Raw genomic sequence first — 18,871 nt, 5'->3', positions numbered from 1 at the left:
GTAGCCATTTCGTTGATCTTGACGTTCTTCTGATCGTTCATAATGATCTACTTTTAAATAGGCATCCCGTTCTTTTTTCATATACTCATTCAAAATCAGAACCATGGAGGACTTCACCACTGCCTCCATATTAGAGTTCATCACGGAATCTTTTAATTCCTCCATGTTTAGGTTAAAATGTAATTGGGTCATTATTAATTCCTCCTCTTTGTTTATCGTGGTTGAAAACATTGTATCATGAGGAATTAATAATGACTTTTCTTTTTACACAATTATATGGACTTAATCAAGGATTTGTCACAAAAACTGAGATAACTGACAAATCTCATAAGAAAGGATAAGGATTTGTCACAAAAACTGAGATAACTGACAAATCTTATAAGAAAGGATAAAGATTTGTCACAAAAACTGAGATAACTGACAAATCTTATAAGAAAGGATAAAGATTTGTCACAAAAATTGAGATAAACTACAAATCTAATCGTACTGAGTGGAGATTTGTTGAAAAAATCATGATAAAAATTAAATCCGTGGCTAATATTTCTGATCTCCTAATATTGATAGTCCATCAATCAGGTCGGTTAATTCTCAAACATACCATTCCCTTATCCCATTAAAAAATATAAATAAAATTTATGGCATATTTTGTAGATTATTTGGTTAACCTACCTTTGAAGACAACTTAAAGGAGGATATATATGGAATTAAAATACGTTAAGTATCTCTCAGCATTGTTATTATCACTAGCTCTGCTAGCAGGTTGTGCACAAGGAGATGAAGAAGAACAACCACTTGAAGAAGAACAGCCACAACAAGAAGAGCAAACTCCAACTGATGAAGCTCCAGATGGTGGCAATGGTGGAACAAATGGTGGAAACGGTGAAGATATGGGTGAAAATACCGAAGAAAACTTAGAAGAAGCGGAAGAAGAAATGGAAGATGCCGTTGAAAATGGTGAAGGTCCAATCGAAGACGAAGATAACCCAGAGGAATAATTGATCGTTACAAAAGGCTATCTGAAATGGTAAAACCCTGTTTCAAAATGAAGCAGGGTTTATTGCTTTGCAATTCTGCACTATCACTGGTATAGTGTTTACTGACTGACCAGTCATTCACAGAAATAAAAAATGAAACATTATGGGTGAACAAACCGTATAGAGAAAGTGAGGCGCTTATAAGAGATGGACAGTAAAAAGAAGCGCATGATTGAAGTGAGTTTGAAACTATTCTCGGAAAAGGGGTTCCACTCTACTTCTATTCAGCAAATTGCTGATCAAAGTGAGGTATCCAAAGGAGCATTCTATTTACATTTTGAATCAAAAGATGATTTGCTTGTAGAAATTTACAAATATTACTCAGAGACAGTACTTCAAAAGCTAAATAACATGCAACATGATACAAGTAACCCATTTGACCAATTCACCAAACAGATTGGAGCATTTCTTCAATTATTTAGAGAACACAAGGAATATCTCATGATGCATTTCCGAGATAATATCCATCTTGGTGATAAGAAGGATGATTTGATTTTTAAGCTACATAAACAGAGCTATGATTGGATGGAAAACCGCTTAATAAATATTTACGGTGAAGAACTTAAGCCATACATAGTAGATGTTATTATTCAAACCGATGGGATGCTAAGTGGTTATTTTAAATGGATTGCGATTCATGACCTTTCATTCGATCCAGACCAATTAGCTACTTACATCACCAAAAATATAGATGTTCTGGTGCAAGCCATTTTAACAGCATCAGTGCCTCCTGTTTTTCAATATCGGGATTTAAAGCTATTTAAGCAAAGAAATAGCCAGAACATTCAATCAGTCATCGAGCAAATAAAAGCTAAAACCACAGAAATGGAAAGAGGTGAAAAAGAACAGATAACGGAAGCATTACATGTACTCGAAGAAGAATGGCAAAAACAAGAACCAAAACAAATTATCATTCAAAGTATGATGGAGCACTTAGAATCTTATACAACTATTAAACCAATTGTTCAATCGTTAAAAACATACTTATAAAAAATAGAGAGGGGACAAGAAGATGAAGCGTTTATTATTTTTATTGATGATTGTTATCATCACGTTAGTTGCGTGTTCAGAAAACAGCGAGGAAGAGGAAGATCAAGTGGAACGCGTAACACCAGTGGAAACAGGAGAAGTAACAACAGGTGATCTTGCCATGGAACGCAATTTCTATGGCCGTACCATGCCAAATCAAACAACACCTGTCATTCCTTCTGTAGCAGGTGAAATCGATGAACTGGAAGTAGAGAATGGAGATAAAGTAGAAGAAGATGATAAAATTGCGACAATCTCCAGCCCACAAGGAAACATCACAGTAGAAGCATCGGCAGAAGGGGTTATCTCACAATTAGAAGCAAAAGAAGGTTCCATGGTCTCCAATCAGGATCCGTTAGCAACGATTATTGATTTGGAGCAGTTAACTGTGCAATTACAAGTACCTGACGTACAACTCGATTTATTTGAAAAAGGGAAAGAAGTAACCCTTTTATTACAAAGTGCAGAGGAAGAAACAAAGGAAGCAGAGATTGAATATGTAGCAGACTCTGCTGATGAAACGGGACTATTCCCGATTGATTTGTCATTTGATAACGAATCAACAGATTACAAAGCAGGCGTTATTGCTACCGTACTGTTAGAAGATACGGTAATTGAAGATTCATTGTTAATTCCAACAGCAGCATTAGTCGAAGAAAATGAAGACACTTATGTTTATGTAGTTGATGAAGATACAGCAAATAAAGTAGAAGTAAGTGTTCAGGCAACACAGTCTGAAGTAACAGCTATCGAAGCAGAGCTTAACGAAGGAGATCAGATTATTACAAGTGGACAATTGACGCTTGTAGATGGCAGTAAAATTAGCGTAGTAGAGGAGGATTAATCATGAAACTAGTCAATACATCAGTTAAACGGCCAGTCGGGGTCATCATGATTGTCCTCGCTATTATTGCCATGGGTGTTATATCAGTTCGAAGTTTAGCGATAGATCTTTTTCCAGAAATTGATTTACCAATTGCAGTGGTTGCGACTAGCTATCCAGATGCAGCGCCTCAAGAGGTCGAGAAACTAGTCTCTGAGCCAATTGAGGGTGGTCTGAGCTCCATTGAAGGGGTAAACACGATTCAATCCCAATCACAAACGGGCTCTTCCCTTGTGATTGTTATGTTCGAAAATGGCACCAATCTCGATAATGCCTTACTGGAAGTCAGGGAAAGTGTAGATCAGGTCAAAGCGATGCTACCGGATAGTGCTAATGATCCGAGTGTTCTGCGCTTTAACCCAAATCAAATGCCGATTATGTGGGTAGGCTTAACAGGTAGTGATACCACCACCTTACAAACGGTAGCAGAAGATACCATTCAACCGTATTTTGAGCGACAAAGCGGTGTGGCTTCTGTCAGTATCGAAGGTGGAGAGGAAAGAGTTATTGAATTAGCGTTAAATCGATCATCCATGATGCAATATGGTGTTTCGACGCAATCGATCCAACAAGCATTACAAGGAGCAAACCAGTCTGGATCAGCAGGCGCCATTCAGCGAGGAGACCAAGATTTACAACTACGTGTTGACGGTACATTTGGTTCAGTAGAAGATATTGGCGAAACAATTATTCAAACACCACAGGGCTCACAAATAACCGTCGAAGATGTAGCGGATGTTAATGATACGTTACAAGCAAATGGTACAACACTTGTTAACAATGAAACAGCCGTTGTATTAAGTATTTTAAAACAATCAGACGGTAATACCGTTGAAGCATCAGACAATGTACTAGCTGCAATGGACGATTTAAATAAAGATCTGCCGGAAGGTGTCAGTCTTGACGTAGTGGTTGATACCTCAGATTTCATTAAACAATCGATCAATTCTGTTATTCAGAATATGATTTTCGGTGGCATTTTCGCCTTGTTAGTATTGTTGTTATTCCTGAAAAGTGTCAGAGCAACTCTCGTTATCGGAGTATCGATTCCAATTGCGATTGTTTCAACGTTTGTACTGTTGTATTTCACCGGTGGGACGCTGAACGTGTTAACGATGGGTGGTCTCGCTCTCGGTATCGGGATGATGGTTGACAGTTCGATTGTCATTCTCGAGAATATAGTCTCCTACAGGCAAAAAGGCTATAGCATCAAAGAATCAGCGATCAAGGGTGCCTCAGAGTTAGCACCAGCTGTTATCGCATCAACAACGACAACATTAGTAGTATTTCTACCCATTGTTTTCGTTGAAGGGATGGCGTCGGAATTATTTACGCCATTAGCGTTAACTGTTTCGTTTGCATTAATTGCATCACTTGCAGTTTCGGTCACATTAATCCCGATGTTATCATCCAAACTTTTATCGAAAGCAATGGAGGATAATGGTCGTCGTTACTGGTTCGATCGTTTCTTACAAAAAGTTATCAACGGCTATCAACGAGTGATTGAAAAAGCATTGAAACTACGAAAAACAACGATTACGGTTACGATTGTCGCGATCATCGCAAGTGTTTCTTTAATACCATTTATCGGTACAGCATTTATTCCAGAAGGTGATCAAGGTCAAGTGGGTATCACTGTAGAAACGCCAACAGGTACAAATGAAGAGAAACGACTTGCTATCACCGAGCAAGTCAATGAAATATTGACAGATTACGATGATGTCATTGATGTCAGCTATGTAACAGTCGGTGGTGGTAATCCAGAAGACGCAGTGATGACAGGAGGTTCGGATGCCTCTTATCAGATTCAATTATTACCAGCAGATGAACGAGATCAAACAACCTCATCCGTTGTTCAACAATTAGATGAAGAGTTGCAAGATATTGCCGGAGCGGAAATTATCGTTAGTGAGGCAAGTTCTGGTGCTGGTTTAGGAGATCCGATCCAAATTCAAATCTCAGGTCCGGAAACAGATGTGTTACAGGAACTGTCAGATCAAGTATTGATGGTGCTAGAAGATGTGGAGGGTGTCTACAATCCGACATCATCTCTGTCTGATACGCAACCAGAAATGTCGGTTCAAGTAGATCGTGAACTGGCAGCACAATACGGTTTAAGCTATCAAGAAGTAATGAGTCAGATCCAGCTTGGATTCACCGGTCAGACGGTTATGCAATATCGTGAAGCCGGCGAAGAAATGAATGTAAAATTAATGTATCCGGAAGAACAGCGGTCAACTATTAATGATTTAGAAAACTTAATGATTCAAAACCAAGAAGGAACAACGATTCCATTGCAGACGATAGCCGATTTTGAACAAGTACAAAGTCCCGCAACCATTTCACGTCAAAACCAGCAACGCCAGGTTAATATTACATCAGGTATTGAAGGTAGTGATTTAGGTACGGTATCGCAAAATGTTGAAAGTGCATTAGATTCCATGGCCTTCCCAGCCGATTATGAATACTCGATTGGCGGCCAAGCGGAAGATATGGCAGAAGCTTTTGTTGATTTAGCTCTGGCGTTGGTACTATCGATTTTCTTAGTGTACGCCGTCATGGCCATTCAGTTTGAAAACTTCCTGCACCCGTTAATTATCATGTTCTCGATGCCTGCAACTGCAGTAGGGGTGTTTGGTGGCCTGTTCATTACCGGTCAGCCATTATCGATCACAGCCTTTATCGGGGTGATCATGCTCGCAGGGATTGTTGTTAACAACGCGATTGTGCTGGTCGATTATATTAATATTCTCAGAGATCGTGGAATGGATCGACACGAAGCAATTGTGGAAGCCGGGAAAACAAGGTTACGTCCTATTTTAATGACAACCTTAACGACGATTCTGGCCATGGTACCATTAGCCTTAGGATATGGTGAAGGTGCGGAAATGCAACAGCCAATGGCAATAACCGTTATCTTTGGTTTATTGACATCCAGTATCTTTACATTAGTATTAATTCCAGTCGTTTATACGTACTTTGATAACTTGTCAGAGCGTATTAAAGGATGGGGTACGAGAAAGAATAAGAAAAAAGCGTAAAGGGCAGCCTGGTGAACATCACCAGGCTGTTTTGTTCTTCTAAAAAACACGATCAGTCATTTTTAAGCTCACCCGATCAAAGAAAGCTTCAAAAGGGCGGGAGGCTCCAAGATTAAGGGTGTCGCGTCTGATAGAAAGCTTTAAAAGGACGGGAAGCTCCAAGATTAAGCACATCCGCTCGGATAGGGAAAAGGGTGCTTCAAATTTAGTAATACCCATCTATCAGAAGACGTAAATTCGAAAATTTAAGATTAAACATTAATGAGGAAAGTCTTTCCTTATATCAGTCGGATTTCCGTTATGTTACAATTCGATAATAACACTTTCGTTTCTATTCATTATCGTATAAAATAGAAGGATATGTGATCAAGAGAGACATCTATCAATGAGGGTCTTATGGGCGATTGTCACCTTGATAAATTTTTGAAATAGTACAGTTTGCAGTTTTTTGATCAATACAGTCATAAATCAACACTTTTATCGAAAAGATATAATTATGTATGCATCCTGATAGTGAGCAGGAGGAAATAAAACAGATGAAAAAAGTAAACATCGTGTTCTTTATCTATCAAATGGGGGCCGGCGGGGCTGCCAGAACATTATTAAATATTATCAATAACTTAGATAGAAATAAATTTTCCCCCATTTTAGTAACGTTAAACTATGATGGGTCATATGAGCATGCACTGAAAGATGATGTAACATTAATTAAATTAGACACGAAACGTTTGAGCAGATCCATCTTCAAAATAGCAAAGATTATTCGAGATCGAAAAGTAGATATTGTTTTTAGTACGATTCCAAGAGTAAACACTATTGCGATTCTGGCAAAACTGGCCTCTTTCACAAAAGCTAAAAACGTCATAAGAGAAGCGGATAATCTTGGTGGTACGTTCAAAGAAAACCTTCAGCTATTAGGATTCGGCCTTATCTATCGATTGGCAAACCAAATTATATCACTTTCCGAAGGGGTAAAAGATAATCTGGTCAAACGGTATAAAGTACCAAGAAAATCAATTGAAGTAATCTATAATCCGGTCGATGTGGACAATATCACGAATCTTGCTAATCAAGAAGAAGATTTCGATCATCAATCGTTCTTCGATACAGAGGACAAGATGATTATTACCGCTGGACGATTAGTCCCTCAAAAAGATCATCACACCATGATTCGTGCTTTCGCAAAGGTTAACGAACATTGCCCTAGTCAACTGGTGATGCTTGGAGAAGGGTATTTATATGAAGAATTAAAAAAACTATCAAACGAATTAAACATAGTAGAGCGTGTCCATTTTCTCGGTTTTCAACAAAATCCATATGTCTATTTCCGCCATGCAGACTTATTTGTCTTGTCTTCCAAGCATGAAGGATTTAGTCATGTTATTGCCGAAGCATTGGCAACCAAAACCGCTGTAGTATCAACAAACTGCCGATCAGGCCCATCAGAAGTATTGGATAACGGCGAATATGGGTTATTAAGTCCTGTTGGGGATGAAGAGCAGCTTGCTGAGAATATGTTGTCTGTTTTACAAGCAACACCTGAAAAGATGAACGAGATTACAGAAAAAGGCTACGAGCGGGCTACATTCTTCCGTTCAAACAAGATCGTCAGACAATATGAACAAATCTTCCTGGATGTGTTATAATAAATGGTTGTTTGTGTCAAGTCTTTCGATACAGGTTAGGAAAGTATCCAATCTTAACAGAGTAGTAATTCGAGACGCGATGAAAATTTTGAATAAACAAAGTTTAAGTAAACTAAGGCTTTCGCTAGAATTTGGCGATAAGCCAAGTTTTTCTTTATAGCTAAAGAAAGTATAAACGGAAATGTCTAGCTCCGATCGCCCAGAAACTAGGAGACTTCACGAATCGCCCTACGATAAGTCATCATCGGTTCGCAAGCTCACCGTGATTCCTTTATCTCAGTTAATTCGCTCCAGTCGCTACGTTTCTAAACGGGCACTCTGCGCTTTTCATATAGAAGTGGAGGTTTATCCATTTGTCTCAATCAAGCAAAATTGTCCATATGACGACAGTACATCATCTCTATGATACGAGAATCTATCATAAGGAATGTGTATCATTAAAGAAAAGCGGATATGATGTGTCGCTAATGGCACCAGTCGACGAACTAAATGATAGTCAGGACAAGCAAAATAAGGTAGAAATCATTCCACTCAAGAAATATACCAACCGCTGGAAACGAATGTTGCTAGGGCCAATCCACGCCTATAAAAAAGCAAAAAAGATGAAGGCAGACATCTATCATTTTCACGATCCGGAATTAATCTTTGTCGGTTGGCTGTTAAAAAAGAAAGATAACACAGTCATCTATGATGTACATGAGGATTACTATACAAGTATTATGCAAAAAGAATACTTTTCCAAGCCAATCAAAAAGCTGATTGGCAAATTGTTCAATAGCCTTGAAAGCTTTTTAATTAAAAAGATGGATCTTTGTCTGGCAGAAAAATATTATGTTGATCGCTATCAGCGTGGAACATGTATCCTCAACTACCCGATACTGAATGAGAAACTGATCAATAAAAAGATTGATCACCATACAGCCAGTGATAAATTACTATACACCGGAAATGTAACGGTAGAAAGAGGGGCCTTTTACCATGCCGGAATACCAAAGACATTGAAGGACAAGCATGTTTATTTTGTTGGGAAATGCGCAAGTGAGTTAGCAGAACAAATGAAGGAGCATGCAGGCGAAAAGCATAATTATCTCCATTTTGATGGGATCGACCGTTTTGTCGAGAGAGAAGAAATCGATGATTATTATCTTTATGAAAATTGGATTGCAGGCTTAGCGATTTTTCCAGCTACTGATCATTATTTGAAGAAAGAGTTGACTAAGTTCTTTGAGTATATGAGTGCAGGATTGCCGATTATTTGCTCTAATTTTCCCAAATGGCAAGCTTTTATCGATCAACACCAGTGTGGTATCACTGTTAATCCTGATAATAAGCAAGAATGGATCGATGCAGTAGATTATTTGAAGAATAACCCAATAGAAGCAGAAACAATGGGTTATAATGGTAGAAAGGCAGTTTTAAATGAGTTAAGTTGGGAATCCCAGGAAACAAAGCTGTTGGCATGGTATGATCAATTATTAAATAAATAGGATGGAAAATATGAATGAAATAAAAGATCAACATCTCGTTTCTGTAATTACACCAACCTATAATTCAGAAACTTATATACGAGAGACGATAGAATCGGTTCAAATGCAAACCTATCGTAATTGGGAAATGATAATTGTCGATGATGGTTCAACCGATCAAACAATCTCGATAATAGAAGAATATCAGAAAGAAGACGATAGAATACGGCTGATTCTCCTTGAAAAAAATCAAGGAGCAGCGGTCGCCAGAAACACAGCGATAGAAAACGCACAAGGCAAGTATATCGCTTTTTTAGATAGTGATGACAGGTGGTTGCCGGAAAAATTAGAAAGACAATTAGCTTTTATGCAAGAGCATGATTATGCTTTTACCTATACAGGATATAATCGAGTTCAGGTTAATGATGAAGGAAAAACGTTAGAGAAAGAAGTGCAAATGCCAGAAAATGCAACATATAAACAGCTGTTGAAAAGCTGTGTGATCGGATGTTTAACCGTTATGCTGGATCGAGAGAAGATTACTGACATTCGTATGCCTAACATCCGGTCACGACAAGATTATGCATTATGGCTTCATCTTACTAGACGTGGCTACACGGCTTATGGATTACAAGAAGCATTGGCTGCGTATCGGGTAAGAAGCCATTCGATTTCGAGTAATAAAATCAGAATGGCAAAACAAAATTGGATCGTTTACCGGGAAATTGAGAAACTAAGCCTTCTAAAAAGTGTGTGGTATTTTGTACATTATGTATTTTTGAAGGTGAAGGCATATTTAAATTACATGAAGTAAGAATTGGTGGTGTCTAAAAGCAAATGTTGAATTATATATCGGAAATATTAAAAAGAAAAGATTTACTTATTTATCTTGTTAAATCAGGTTTGAAAGCAGAAAATAGAAATAGTTATTTAGGATATTTTTGGTGGTTACTAGATCCATTATTAAACGTCATCGTCTATTACTTCCTTGTTGTTGTTATATTAGGACGTGGTGGACCAGACTATCCGGTATTTTTAGTAATAGGTTTAGTGGTATGGCGTTGGATCAATACTACCGTTAATGCTTCCGCAAAAGCTATTACCAAGTATACATCGATTATTAATCAAGTTTATTTACCTAAATCGATATTCCCGCTATCTTTATCGATCACACAATTGTTTAATTTTTGTTTTGGATTAGTTGTTATAGCTATATTCTTGGCTATCTTTGGCTATGTACCAGGGTGGCAACTTATTTTATTACCTGTCGTTATCTTAATTACGCTTATTTTTTTAATTGCGATAAGTTTATTTTTATCATATATTACCGTATTTGTACGAGATATAGATAATGTCTTAACACATGTGATGCGCTTATTCTTCTATGCTTCACCAATTATTTGGGAAGGTGGTAGATTGCAGAACAGTGATTTACCAGAACAGTTTCTTGTAATTTTGAATATGAATCCTGTAGCGATATTATTAAATGCTTATCGAGATATATTAATGGATCAGAAGGTCCCACAATTCTTAGGTTTGTTCGTGTTGACAGTATTATCGATACTAGTAATAGTATATATGTTACATCACTACAACAAAAATGAGCACAAAATCATTAAAGTACTATAAAAAAAGAGGGTTGTTTACCATGTATACAACAAGTGAAGAGCAGGCAACACAACATCAAAATGAGAAAGAAATAGTAATTAAAGCAGAGGATTTAGGTGTTGCCTTTAATGCTAATTATAAACGAGATGATTACAAATCGATTGCCATTAAATATCTTTCGAAAAAGGAAAAAAAGAAACAAGCATCCAAGCAAACATGGCCTCTTCGAAATATTAATTTTACCGGTTATAAGGGCGAGGTACTTGGAATTGTTGGATCAAATGGTTCAGGGAAAACAACGTTATGTAAGGCTTTAACTGGAATATTACATGCAGATGAAGGAAATTTAAAAGTGAACGGAAAAGTGTCAGCATTATTTTCATTGGGAATGGGTTTTAACAAAGAACTGACAGGACGAGAGAATGTCTACTTAAATGGCATGATGTTAGGGATTGGTAAAGCAAAAATTGACCATTTTTTTGGTGAAATACTTGAATTTTCTAACCTTGGCAAGTTTATTGACAGACCAATGAAGACCTATTCTAGTGGGATGAAAGCAAGGCTAGGCTTTAGTGTGGCGGCACACTTAGAACCTGAAATTTTAATTTTAGATGAAGCCCTCAACACAGGTGATCGAGCATTTTCACAAAAAGCATCTAAAAAAATTCGAGAACTGTTAAAACAGGCAAAAATGGTGATTATCGTAACCCACAGTCACCGTTATGCTAAAAATAATTGTGACCGATTAATTTGGTTAGAGCAAGGCGAAGTTAGGGCAATAGGTGATCCTGAGGAAGTATTGAATCAATATGAAGCAACGATACCAAAAGTGAATAGAAGACCGAGAAAACGTTTGGAGCTAACTAAAACCGAATCACAAGTGAAAGATAAAAAGGTTGTATCGGTAAAAGACATAACGATTAAATTTAATATGAGGCGCAAAAGTGAACATATCGCCTTAAATAAATTAAATTTTAATATTTCTGAAGGCGAAGCGGTCGGTATTATCGGTCATAATGGTGCAGGTAAGAGTACGTTATGCAAAGTGCTAACCAAGATACTGAAGCCAGATGAAGGTGAAGTAATGATTAACGGAGAAACCACTGCACTGTTAAGCTATGGTACCGGATTTAATCAGCAGTTGTCAGGTTTGGATAATATCTACTTAAATGGATTGTTATTAGGTTTATCAAAAGCTGTAGTGGATAAACATGTAGATGATATCGTGGAATTTTCAGAGTTAGGAAACAAGATTCAGAATCCTATTAAGCAATATTCCAGTGGAATGAGAGCAAGATTAGGTTTTAGTATCGCAGCTATGTTAAAACCGGATATTTTCATTATTGATGAAGCTTTATCAACAGGTGATGTTGCATTCCAACAGAAAGCAAGTGAAAAAATCCAAGATATGATGGAACAAGCAAAGGCAGTAATCATTGTTTCGCATAGTATGAGCTTTGTTGAGAAAGTTTGCACAAGGGCGATATGGATTGAAGAAGGGCAAATTCGACAAGACGGTGAGGCTGAAGAGGTTGTAGCTGCTTATCGAACAGCAACAAATAGAAGTAATCCTAAAATTAAAAGAAACAAAAAACAAGTAGTGAAACAATAACCTAAGTATGGGTGTGTTATAAATGATAAGAACAGTAAAGAATAAACTTTTTGCGACAGCAGATTGGATCCTTTATAAGAAAATGAATACGAAACAAAAAGAGTTTTTAACCAGTTTGCTAACCGATAAACAAAAAGCAATGCTTAAAAAGGTTATTAAACCTGGTAAAAAAAGATCGCAATTACAAAAAGTTGATCGAATCAGAAATAAATTATACGGTATGGGCTTTACAGAAAAAGGTTTAGAAGATTTATCTAGCCTGTATCAAGCTACAGAAGATCGATTTTTAAAGAAATTATCAGGTCGTGAATTGAGTCTTTGGCATGCCAATAAATACGATAAAGAACAGGCTAAACAAAGCCTGATGATTATCCGTGAGCTTGCCAAGGGTGAGAAAGATAGTGTCCTAAACCGTAAGTATGCGATCATGGCTGCTGAAGCATTAGTAACATGGGATAAAAAAGAGCAGGCAAAAGATATATTATTAAAAGCTCTTAAGCAGGAACAGCATGACGACCTTTATTTGGCATTAGCAAATGTAGCAGATGATCACGAAGAGAAACTGAAATGGATCAATACTATTTATTCTGGTTATCAAAATACACCTATCAGATTTACTGACAGCAGAGCAACTACAACGTATGATTCGATTAAGCCAGATGAAGGCCAGTCAGAACAGATTAATCAGTCTAAAGTAACGATTATTGTACCAACCTATAATGCAGAAGATACGATTTTAACGACATTGCGTTCCTTGACAGCACAATCGTGGCAAAACCTTGAAATGATTGTAGTAGATGACTGCAGTACGGATCATACATTAGAAATCATTGAAAACTATTTAAAAGAGGATAACCGCATTAAATTAATGCAAAACAGCCGGAATTCCGGAGCGTATGTAGCACGAAATACTGCTTTACAACATGCTACTGGCGAGTTTGTAACGGTAAATGATGCAGATGACTGGTCACACCCAGAGAAGATTGCCACACAAGTGGATCATTTAATCAAACATACATCCATCATGGCTAATTTCTCACAACAGGTTAGAGCTACAACAGATATGACATTTTATCGTAGAGGGAAATTTGGACAGTATGTTTTTTCTAATATGTCGTCGTTTATGTTCCGTAGAGAGCCAGTAATGAAAGCTATTGGCTTTTGGGATAGTGTGCGATTTGGAGGAGACTCCGAATTTGTTCGACGAGTGAGGCAAGCATTTGGAGAGAAGAGTGTTGTAGAACTGAAAACAGCGCCATTATCTTTCCAAAGACAAACAGAGACATCGCTAACTGCAAGCTCTGCCTTTGGTTTTCCAGGTTATTTCATGGGAGCAAGGAAAGATTACTTAGAATCACAATTATATCATCATGAACACGCAACTGATTTATATTATCCGTTTCCTCTGGAGAAAAGAGCCTTTCCCATTCCGGAGCCAATGCTACCTGAACGTCAGAAAAATAAAAGAAGGCATTTTGATGTCATTATTGCATCAGAATTCAGACTGCTTGGTGGCACCAATGCATCTAATATCGAGGAAATAAAGGCGCAAAAAGAATTAGGGTTAACGACAGGGCTTATCCAAATGTACAGATATGATTTGAATTCAGTTACAACACTTAATCCAAAAGTACGCGAACAAATAGATGGTAAACAAGCACAAATGGTAGTTTATGGTGAAAAGGTAAGCTGTGATGTACTAATCGTTCGTCATCCGCCTGTGTTGCAGGACTGGCAAAAACATTTACCAGATGTTGAGGCTAAAACGATAAAGGTAATTGTCAATCAGCCACCAAAAAGAGATTACACGATTGATGAAGAAGCATTATATGATATCCCGACATCGGTAAATAGGTTAAAGGAGTATTTTGGTAATAAAGGAACATGGTATCCAATTGGTCCATCCGTAAGAGAAGCATTAGAAACTTATCACAAGGAAGATATAGCAACTATTAATCTCGCGTCTGAAGATTGGCTAAATATTATTAATGTAGCAGAATGGAAAAGAACAGATCGACCAACTAGACAAGGTCCCATTAAAATAGGACGTCATTCACGATCACAATATGTAAAATGGCCAAATGATCCAAACGAGCTATTAACCATATATCCGGAATCAAATGTATATGAAATCCATGTCTTAGGAGGCGCACAAGTACCAAAGAAAGTACTTGGTCAAATTCCTGCCAATTGGAAAGTATATGAATTCGGTGAAATAGAGCCGGAAGAATTTTTGAAAGAAATAGATGTTTTCGTTTATTATACACATCCAGGATGGGTCGAAGCCTTTGGACGGGTGATTTTTGAAGCAATGGCAGCGGGCGTGCCAGTGATCATCTCACCAAGTTACAAGAACCTGTTTAAAGATGCAGCGATTTATGCAGATCCAGATCAAGTCCAGGATAAAGTGCAACAATTAATGCAGGATCAGGAGTTATACAGCAGCCAAGTAACTAAAGCACAACAATTTGTAGAACAACAATTTGGTTATCAGATGCACTTTGTAAGATTGGAGCCAGATCTTCATGACCAGAAAAGATCATAATCAAATGGAAGTGGAGCAAAAGTTACTGGAAGTAGAAGCCATGTTAGAGAAGGAAAAAGACCAATATATTCAACATAGGCAGGAATATCGCCAGGTATTAGCAACATTTAATCGTATCGATCAAAATAGAGCTATCAGATCCGGATTTACGTGGATGAAAAATGCCAAAGCGATAGCAACAGGAAAAAAGACAGTCAAACAGACCTTTGACAAAAAACAAATGCAAAAAAAAGCGAAGCAAAAAATCAAAAAATGGAAACGTTCTTTATATGAATATGGGTTTTATGAAACTGTAATACCAGAATTAAAGCAAATAGTAGAAAAAACAAACAATCCCTATGATAGAAAAAATGCTGCCATGGAACTTGCTGTTTGGTACGCCAACCAATATACGGTATCTGCAGCTGAGCAAGCACTTTCCTATCTGGACGTGTTAAAAAAATATACACTCTCGAAGGAATGGTCCAGGAGAGTAACGATTCTGGAAGCAGAATCATTACTACATTTGGAAGAACACGATAAAGCGAAACAACTGCTATTAGACCAAATTGAAATGCAGGAGCACCCAGATCTGTATTTAGCAATGGCTTCTACAGAAACAATCAGTGACAAGAAAGTGGAGTGGATCAATCAAGCATTAGCGCTTGATCAACTAAAACCAATCACACTTGAACAAAGTCACCAGGATAGGACGTTATATGATTCGATTCAAGTAACAGATCAATTAGCACAACATGATGAGAGACCAGTCGTAACGGTTATCATCCCCGTTTACAATGCGGAAAAGACTGTACAAACAGCATTAGACTCGATTATTAACCAAACATGGTCGAAACTTGAAGTCCTAGTCGTAGATGATTGTAGCACGGATAATACGGTTCAAGTAGTGGAACAGTATGTGCAGAAGGATCAACGGATTAAGCTGTTAAAAAACAGTGAAAATGCCGGAGCATATATAGCAAGAAATAGAGCTCTACAACAAGCAACAGGTGAATTTGTGACGGTCCATGATGCTGATGATTGGTCACATCCGGAAAAAATGGAGATTCAAGTAAAACACTTACTAGAGAATGAACATGTTATCGCCAATACCTCACAACAGGCGAGAGTTACGGAAGATTTACAATTTCATAGACGGGGCAAACCAGGAGAGTATCTTTTTGCTAATATGTCTTCATTAATGTTCAGAAGAGAGATAGCCCTTGAAAGAATTGGTTATTGGGACAGTATCAGATTTGGGGCGGATGGTGAGTTTAAAAAGCGTTTAATAAAGGCCTTTGGTAAAGAGGCGGTAGTTGACGTAAAAACTGGACCATGTGCATTTCAACGTCAATCCAGTGGTTCGCTGACTGCTAACAGTGTGTTTGGCTACCACGGATACTTTATGGGTGTCAGAAAAGAATATTTAGACGCTTATACGCATTACCATCAAACACATCAGGACGTATATTATCCATTTCCCATGACAGAGAGACCATTCGCTGTACCAGAGCCAATGTGGCCGGTTCGTGAAGCAAAATCACATGACAACAGGCGTCATTTTGATGTGATCATTGTTTCAGAATTCAGGTTACTCGGTGGGACTAACATGTCAAACATCGAAGAAATAAAAGCGCAAAAGGAACTTGGCTTAAAAACAGGTTTAATCCAGCTCTACCGGCATGATTTACATTCTGCCCAGATGATTAATCCGAAAGTGCGTGAACAGATTGATGGAAAGCATGTACAAATGATTGGATACGGGGAAAAGGTTACCTGCAATGTTTTAATTGTCCGTCATCCGCCTGTTTTGCAGGAGTGGCAGAAATATGTGCCGGATGTAGAAGCGAAAAGTATCAAGGTGATCGTTAATCAACCACCCAAAAGAGATTATACAAAAACAGAAGCAGCCTTATATAATATAAGAACATGTGCCAAGCGGTTGAAGCATTATTTTGGAAAGAAGGCAATATGGTATCCGATTGGGCCTTCTGTAAGAGAAGCGCTTGAAGAACATCATCAGAAGCATTTAGCTGCCATTACTGTAGCACCGGAAGATTGGGTAAACATTATAAATGTAGCAGAATGGAAAAGAACAGAACGACCAGCTAGACAAGGGCGAATTAAAATAGGCCGGCATTCAAGAGCTCAATATGTAAAATGGCCGAATGATACAGAAGAATTATTAACCATTTATCCGGAGTCCAAGGAATTTGAAATTCATGTGTTAGGTGGCGCCCAAGTACCAGAAAAGCTGTTGGGCCAGATCCCGCAAAATTGGATGGTACATGAATTCGGTGAAATTGAACCGAAAGACTTTCTGCAAGAAATAGATGTATTTGTTTATTATACACATCCAGGCTGGGTCGAAGCATTTGGCAGGGTGATTTTCGAAGCGATGGCAGCAGGTGTGCCAGTGGTGATCTCGCCAAGCTATAAAAACTTGTTTAAGGATGCGGCGATTTATGCAGAACCAGATCAAGTTCAGGCTAAAGTGAAGCAATTAATGGAAGACGCGGAGTTATATGAAAGGCAAGTCGCTAAAGCATTGCAATTCGTTGAGGAACAATTCGGCTATTCTTTACATGCTGATCGGCTGGAGCCTCATTTATTACCAACTATTGCGGAAGTAGGTGATAATCATCACTGATCATAAAGAGAATCACGACCGTGAACCGATTCAACAGCTCATACAGAAAGAAGCAGAATTAGCCTATATGAAAAAGCAACATAAACAAACAACCAAAGAAACAGAGAAATTAAAGGACAGTAAGAAATGGAAGGCAGCAAACAAGTTACCTTCTTATGAAAAGCAACCAAAAAAACAAACATTAACCCAACAAATCGAGAATTTACAAATAGAACTTGAACAAGAAAAGGAAAAAAACGCTGTGAAAGAAAAATTTACACAGATTTTGTCAGAAAAAGATCTTGAAAGAACGAAAATCGAGAGTATAATAAAGCAAGGTGCACAAGTTGCTGAAATAGATTCTTTGTTGGATATGCTGATAGCAAAGAAGCAGAAGGTAAATCAAGATTTAAATCATGGATTAAGAGCAGTAGCTCATTTATATAAGAACAATGAAAATGTTGAGATCACAGATTATCTCTATCAGAAAATACTGGCGAATTTAACATTGGAAGAAACACCTGAATTTATGCTAAGAGATCTAGATGATTTTCCTTCTGCCAAGGTAAAATCATCGTTTCAGGCAAGTCTCGTTTCCCAATCAAAAAAATGGCGTATGAATAAAGTAATGCCGGAAATCTTGTTAGATGATAAAAGACTAGCATATAAATTCAGCGATTTATTAAAAATAAGAAGGCCATGGTTTGAAGAGCAGACATATTCTATTGATCATGTACCACTGCAAGAAAAAAGTGTGATAAAACCAGTCAATGGAGCTGGATCTCGCGGGGTATATCTGGTTTTTCATGCAGAATATATTCAGGATGTACGCAGGAAAAAAGTAATAAAAGGTATCGAAGCTCTGAGAGAACATATGAGCCAAGATTTAGATCGCAATTGGGTTGAGGAAGATCAATGGTCGATAGAAGAACTAATAGGTAAAGAAGAAGAGCGGGCAGCCAAAGACATCAAATTTTATTGTTTTTATGGTAAAGTCGCATTAGTTTTAGAAATAGAAAGATATCCGGCATTAAGGTATTGCTGGTGGACAAGAGATGCTATAAGAATATCTACCGGAAGATATGAAAATGAATTGTTCAAAGGTACAGGAGTCTCACATCAGGAAATTGAACTTGCTGAATCAATTAGTAAAGAAATCCCGGCACCATTTATTCGAATTGATTTCCTGAAAACAGATGAAGAAATGGTGTTTGGTGAATTCACACCAAAACCAGGTAATTTTGATGACTTTAATCAAGTAACAGATAGTTGGTTAGGTGAGTACTTTACAGAAGCGGAATCACGTCTATTTCAAGATTTAATAGACAAAAAAACATTTCGATATTATGATGAAATGATCAAGTCTTTACAACAGGAAGAGAAAATGTAGGAGGCATCT

13 protein-coding genes are annotated in these 18,871 nt (G+C 37.6%); 12 read left to right on the top strand and 1 reads right to left on the bottom strand.

What is annotated here, in order from left to right:
* Window positions 1-192, bottom strand: a 192-nt coding sequence (locus BM121_RS17545) for a transposase (RefSeq protein WP_175495491.1), incomplete at its 3' end; no start/stop codon positions are given.
* Window positions 193-698: 506 nt separating this feature from the next.
* On the opposite strand from BM121_RS17545, the gene BM121_RS17540 reads away from it, so the two are divergent.
* The 12 genes from BM121_RS17540 (at window position 699) to BM121_RS17485 (ending at window position 18,862) form a co-directional block, all read left to right on the top strand.
* The gene (locus BM121_RS17540; protein WP_091485139.1) at window positions 699-995 is read left to right on the top strand and encodes a hypothetical protein; all 297 of its coding nucleotides are present in this window, start codon (window positions 699-701) and stop codon (window positions 993-995) included.
* Window positions 996-1,181: 186 nt separating this feature from the next.
* A complete protein-coding gene (locus tag BM121_RS17535) occupies window positions 1,182-2,024 on the top strand; it encodes a TetR/AcrR family transcriptional regulator (protein WP_091485137.1) in 843 nt (280 codons plus the stop codon).
* A 22-nt stretch (window positions 2,025-2,046) separates the two neighbouring features.
* Complete coding sequence (locus BM121_RS17530; protein WP_091485136.1) at window positions 2,047-2,907, top strand: efflux RND transporter periplasmic adaptor subunit; 861 nt, start codon at window positions 2,047-2,049, stop codon at window positions 2,905-2,907.
* A 2-nt stretch (window positions 2,908-2,909) separates the two neighbouring features.
* The gene (locus BM121_RS17525; protein WP_091485134.1) at window positions 2,910-5,987 is read left to right on the top strand and encodes an efflux RND transporter permease subunit; all 3,078 of its coding nucleotides are present in this window, start codon (window positions 2,910-2,912) and stop codon (window positions 5,985-5,987) included.
* A 536-nt stretch (window positions 5,988-6,523) separates the two neighbouring features.
* Window positions 6,524-7,633 (top strand): glycosyltransferase, encoded by a 1,110-nt coding sequence (locus tag BM121_RS17520; protein ID WP_091485132.1) that lies wholly within the window; start codon window positions 6,524-6,526, stop codon window positions 7,631-7,633.
* Between the two features lie 353 nt (window positions 7,634-7,986).
* Window positions 7,987-9,120: a glycosyltransferase gene (locus BM121_RS17515; RefSeq protein WP_091485130.1), complete on the top strand. Its 1,134-nt coding sequence runs from the start codon at window positions 7,987-7,989 to the stop codon at window positions 9,118-9,120.
* A 10-nt stretch (window positions 9,121-9,130) separates the two neighbouring features.
* Window positions 9,131-9,913 (top strand): glycosyltransferase family 2 protein, encoded by a 783-nt coding sequence (locus tag BM121_RS17510; protein ID WP_091485129.1) that lies wholly within the window; start codon window positions 9,131-9,133, stop codon window positions 9,911-9,913.
* Between the two features lie 23 nt (window positions 9,914-9,936).
* Window positions 9,937-10,728, top strand: coding sequence for an ABC transporter permease (locus tag BM121_RS17505; protein ID WP_091485127.1), 792 nt, complete (start codon window positions 9,937-9,939; stop codon window positions 10,726-10,728).
* Between the two features lie 19 nt (window positions 10,729-10,747).
* The gene (locus tag BM121_RS17500) at window positions 10,748-12,319 is read left to right on the top strand and encodes an ABC transporter ATP-binding protein (protein WP_091485125.1); all 1,572 of its coding nucleotides are present in this window, start codon (window positions 10,748-10,750) and stop codon (window positions 12,317-12,319) included.
* A 22-nt stretch (window positions 12,320-12,341) separates the two neighbouring features.
* The gene (locus BM121_RS17495; protein WP_091485124.1) at window positions 12,342-14,864 is read left to right on the top strand and encodes a glycosyltransferase; all 2,523 of its coding nucleotides are present in this window, start codon (window positions 12,342-12,344) and stop codon (window positions 14,862-14,864) included.
* Complete coding sequence (locus tag BM121_RS17490) at window positions 14,845-17,493, top strand: glycosyltransferase (RefSeq protein WP_091485122.1); 2,649 nt, start codon at window positions 14,845-14,847, stop codon at window positions 17,491-17,493. Before BM121_RS17495 ends, BM121_RS17490 begins: the two co-directional genes overlap by 20 nt.
* Window positions 17,477-18,862 carry an ATP-grasp fold amidoligase family protein gene (locus tag BM121_RS17485; RefSeq protein ID WP_091485121.1) on the top strand — a complete coding sequence of 462 codons (1,386 nt, stop codon included), beginning with the start codon at window positions 17,477-17,479 and terminating at the stop codon, window positions 18,860-18,862. The genes BM121_RS17490 and BM121_RS17485 overlap by 17 nt, the downstream gene beginning before the upstream one ends.
* The last annotated feature ends 9 nt before the right edge of the window (window positions 18,863-18,871 follow it).

The sequence above is a fragment of the Gracilibacillus orientalis genome (genome assembly GCF_900114645.1).
Classification (GTDB): domain Bacteria; phylum Bacillota; class Bacilli; order Bacillales; family Amphibacillaceae; genus Gracilibacillus; species Gracilibacillus orientalis.
The sequence above is the reverse complement of the archived record's forward strand: the minus strand, read 5'-3'. Positions and strand labels throughout refer to the sequence as shown.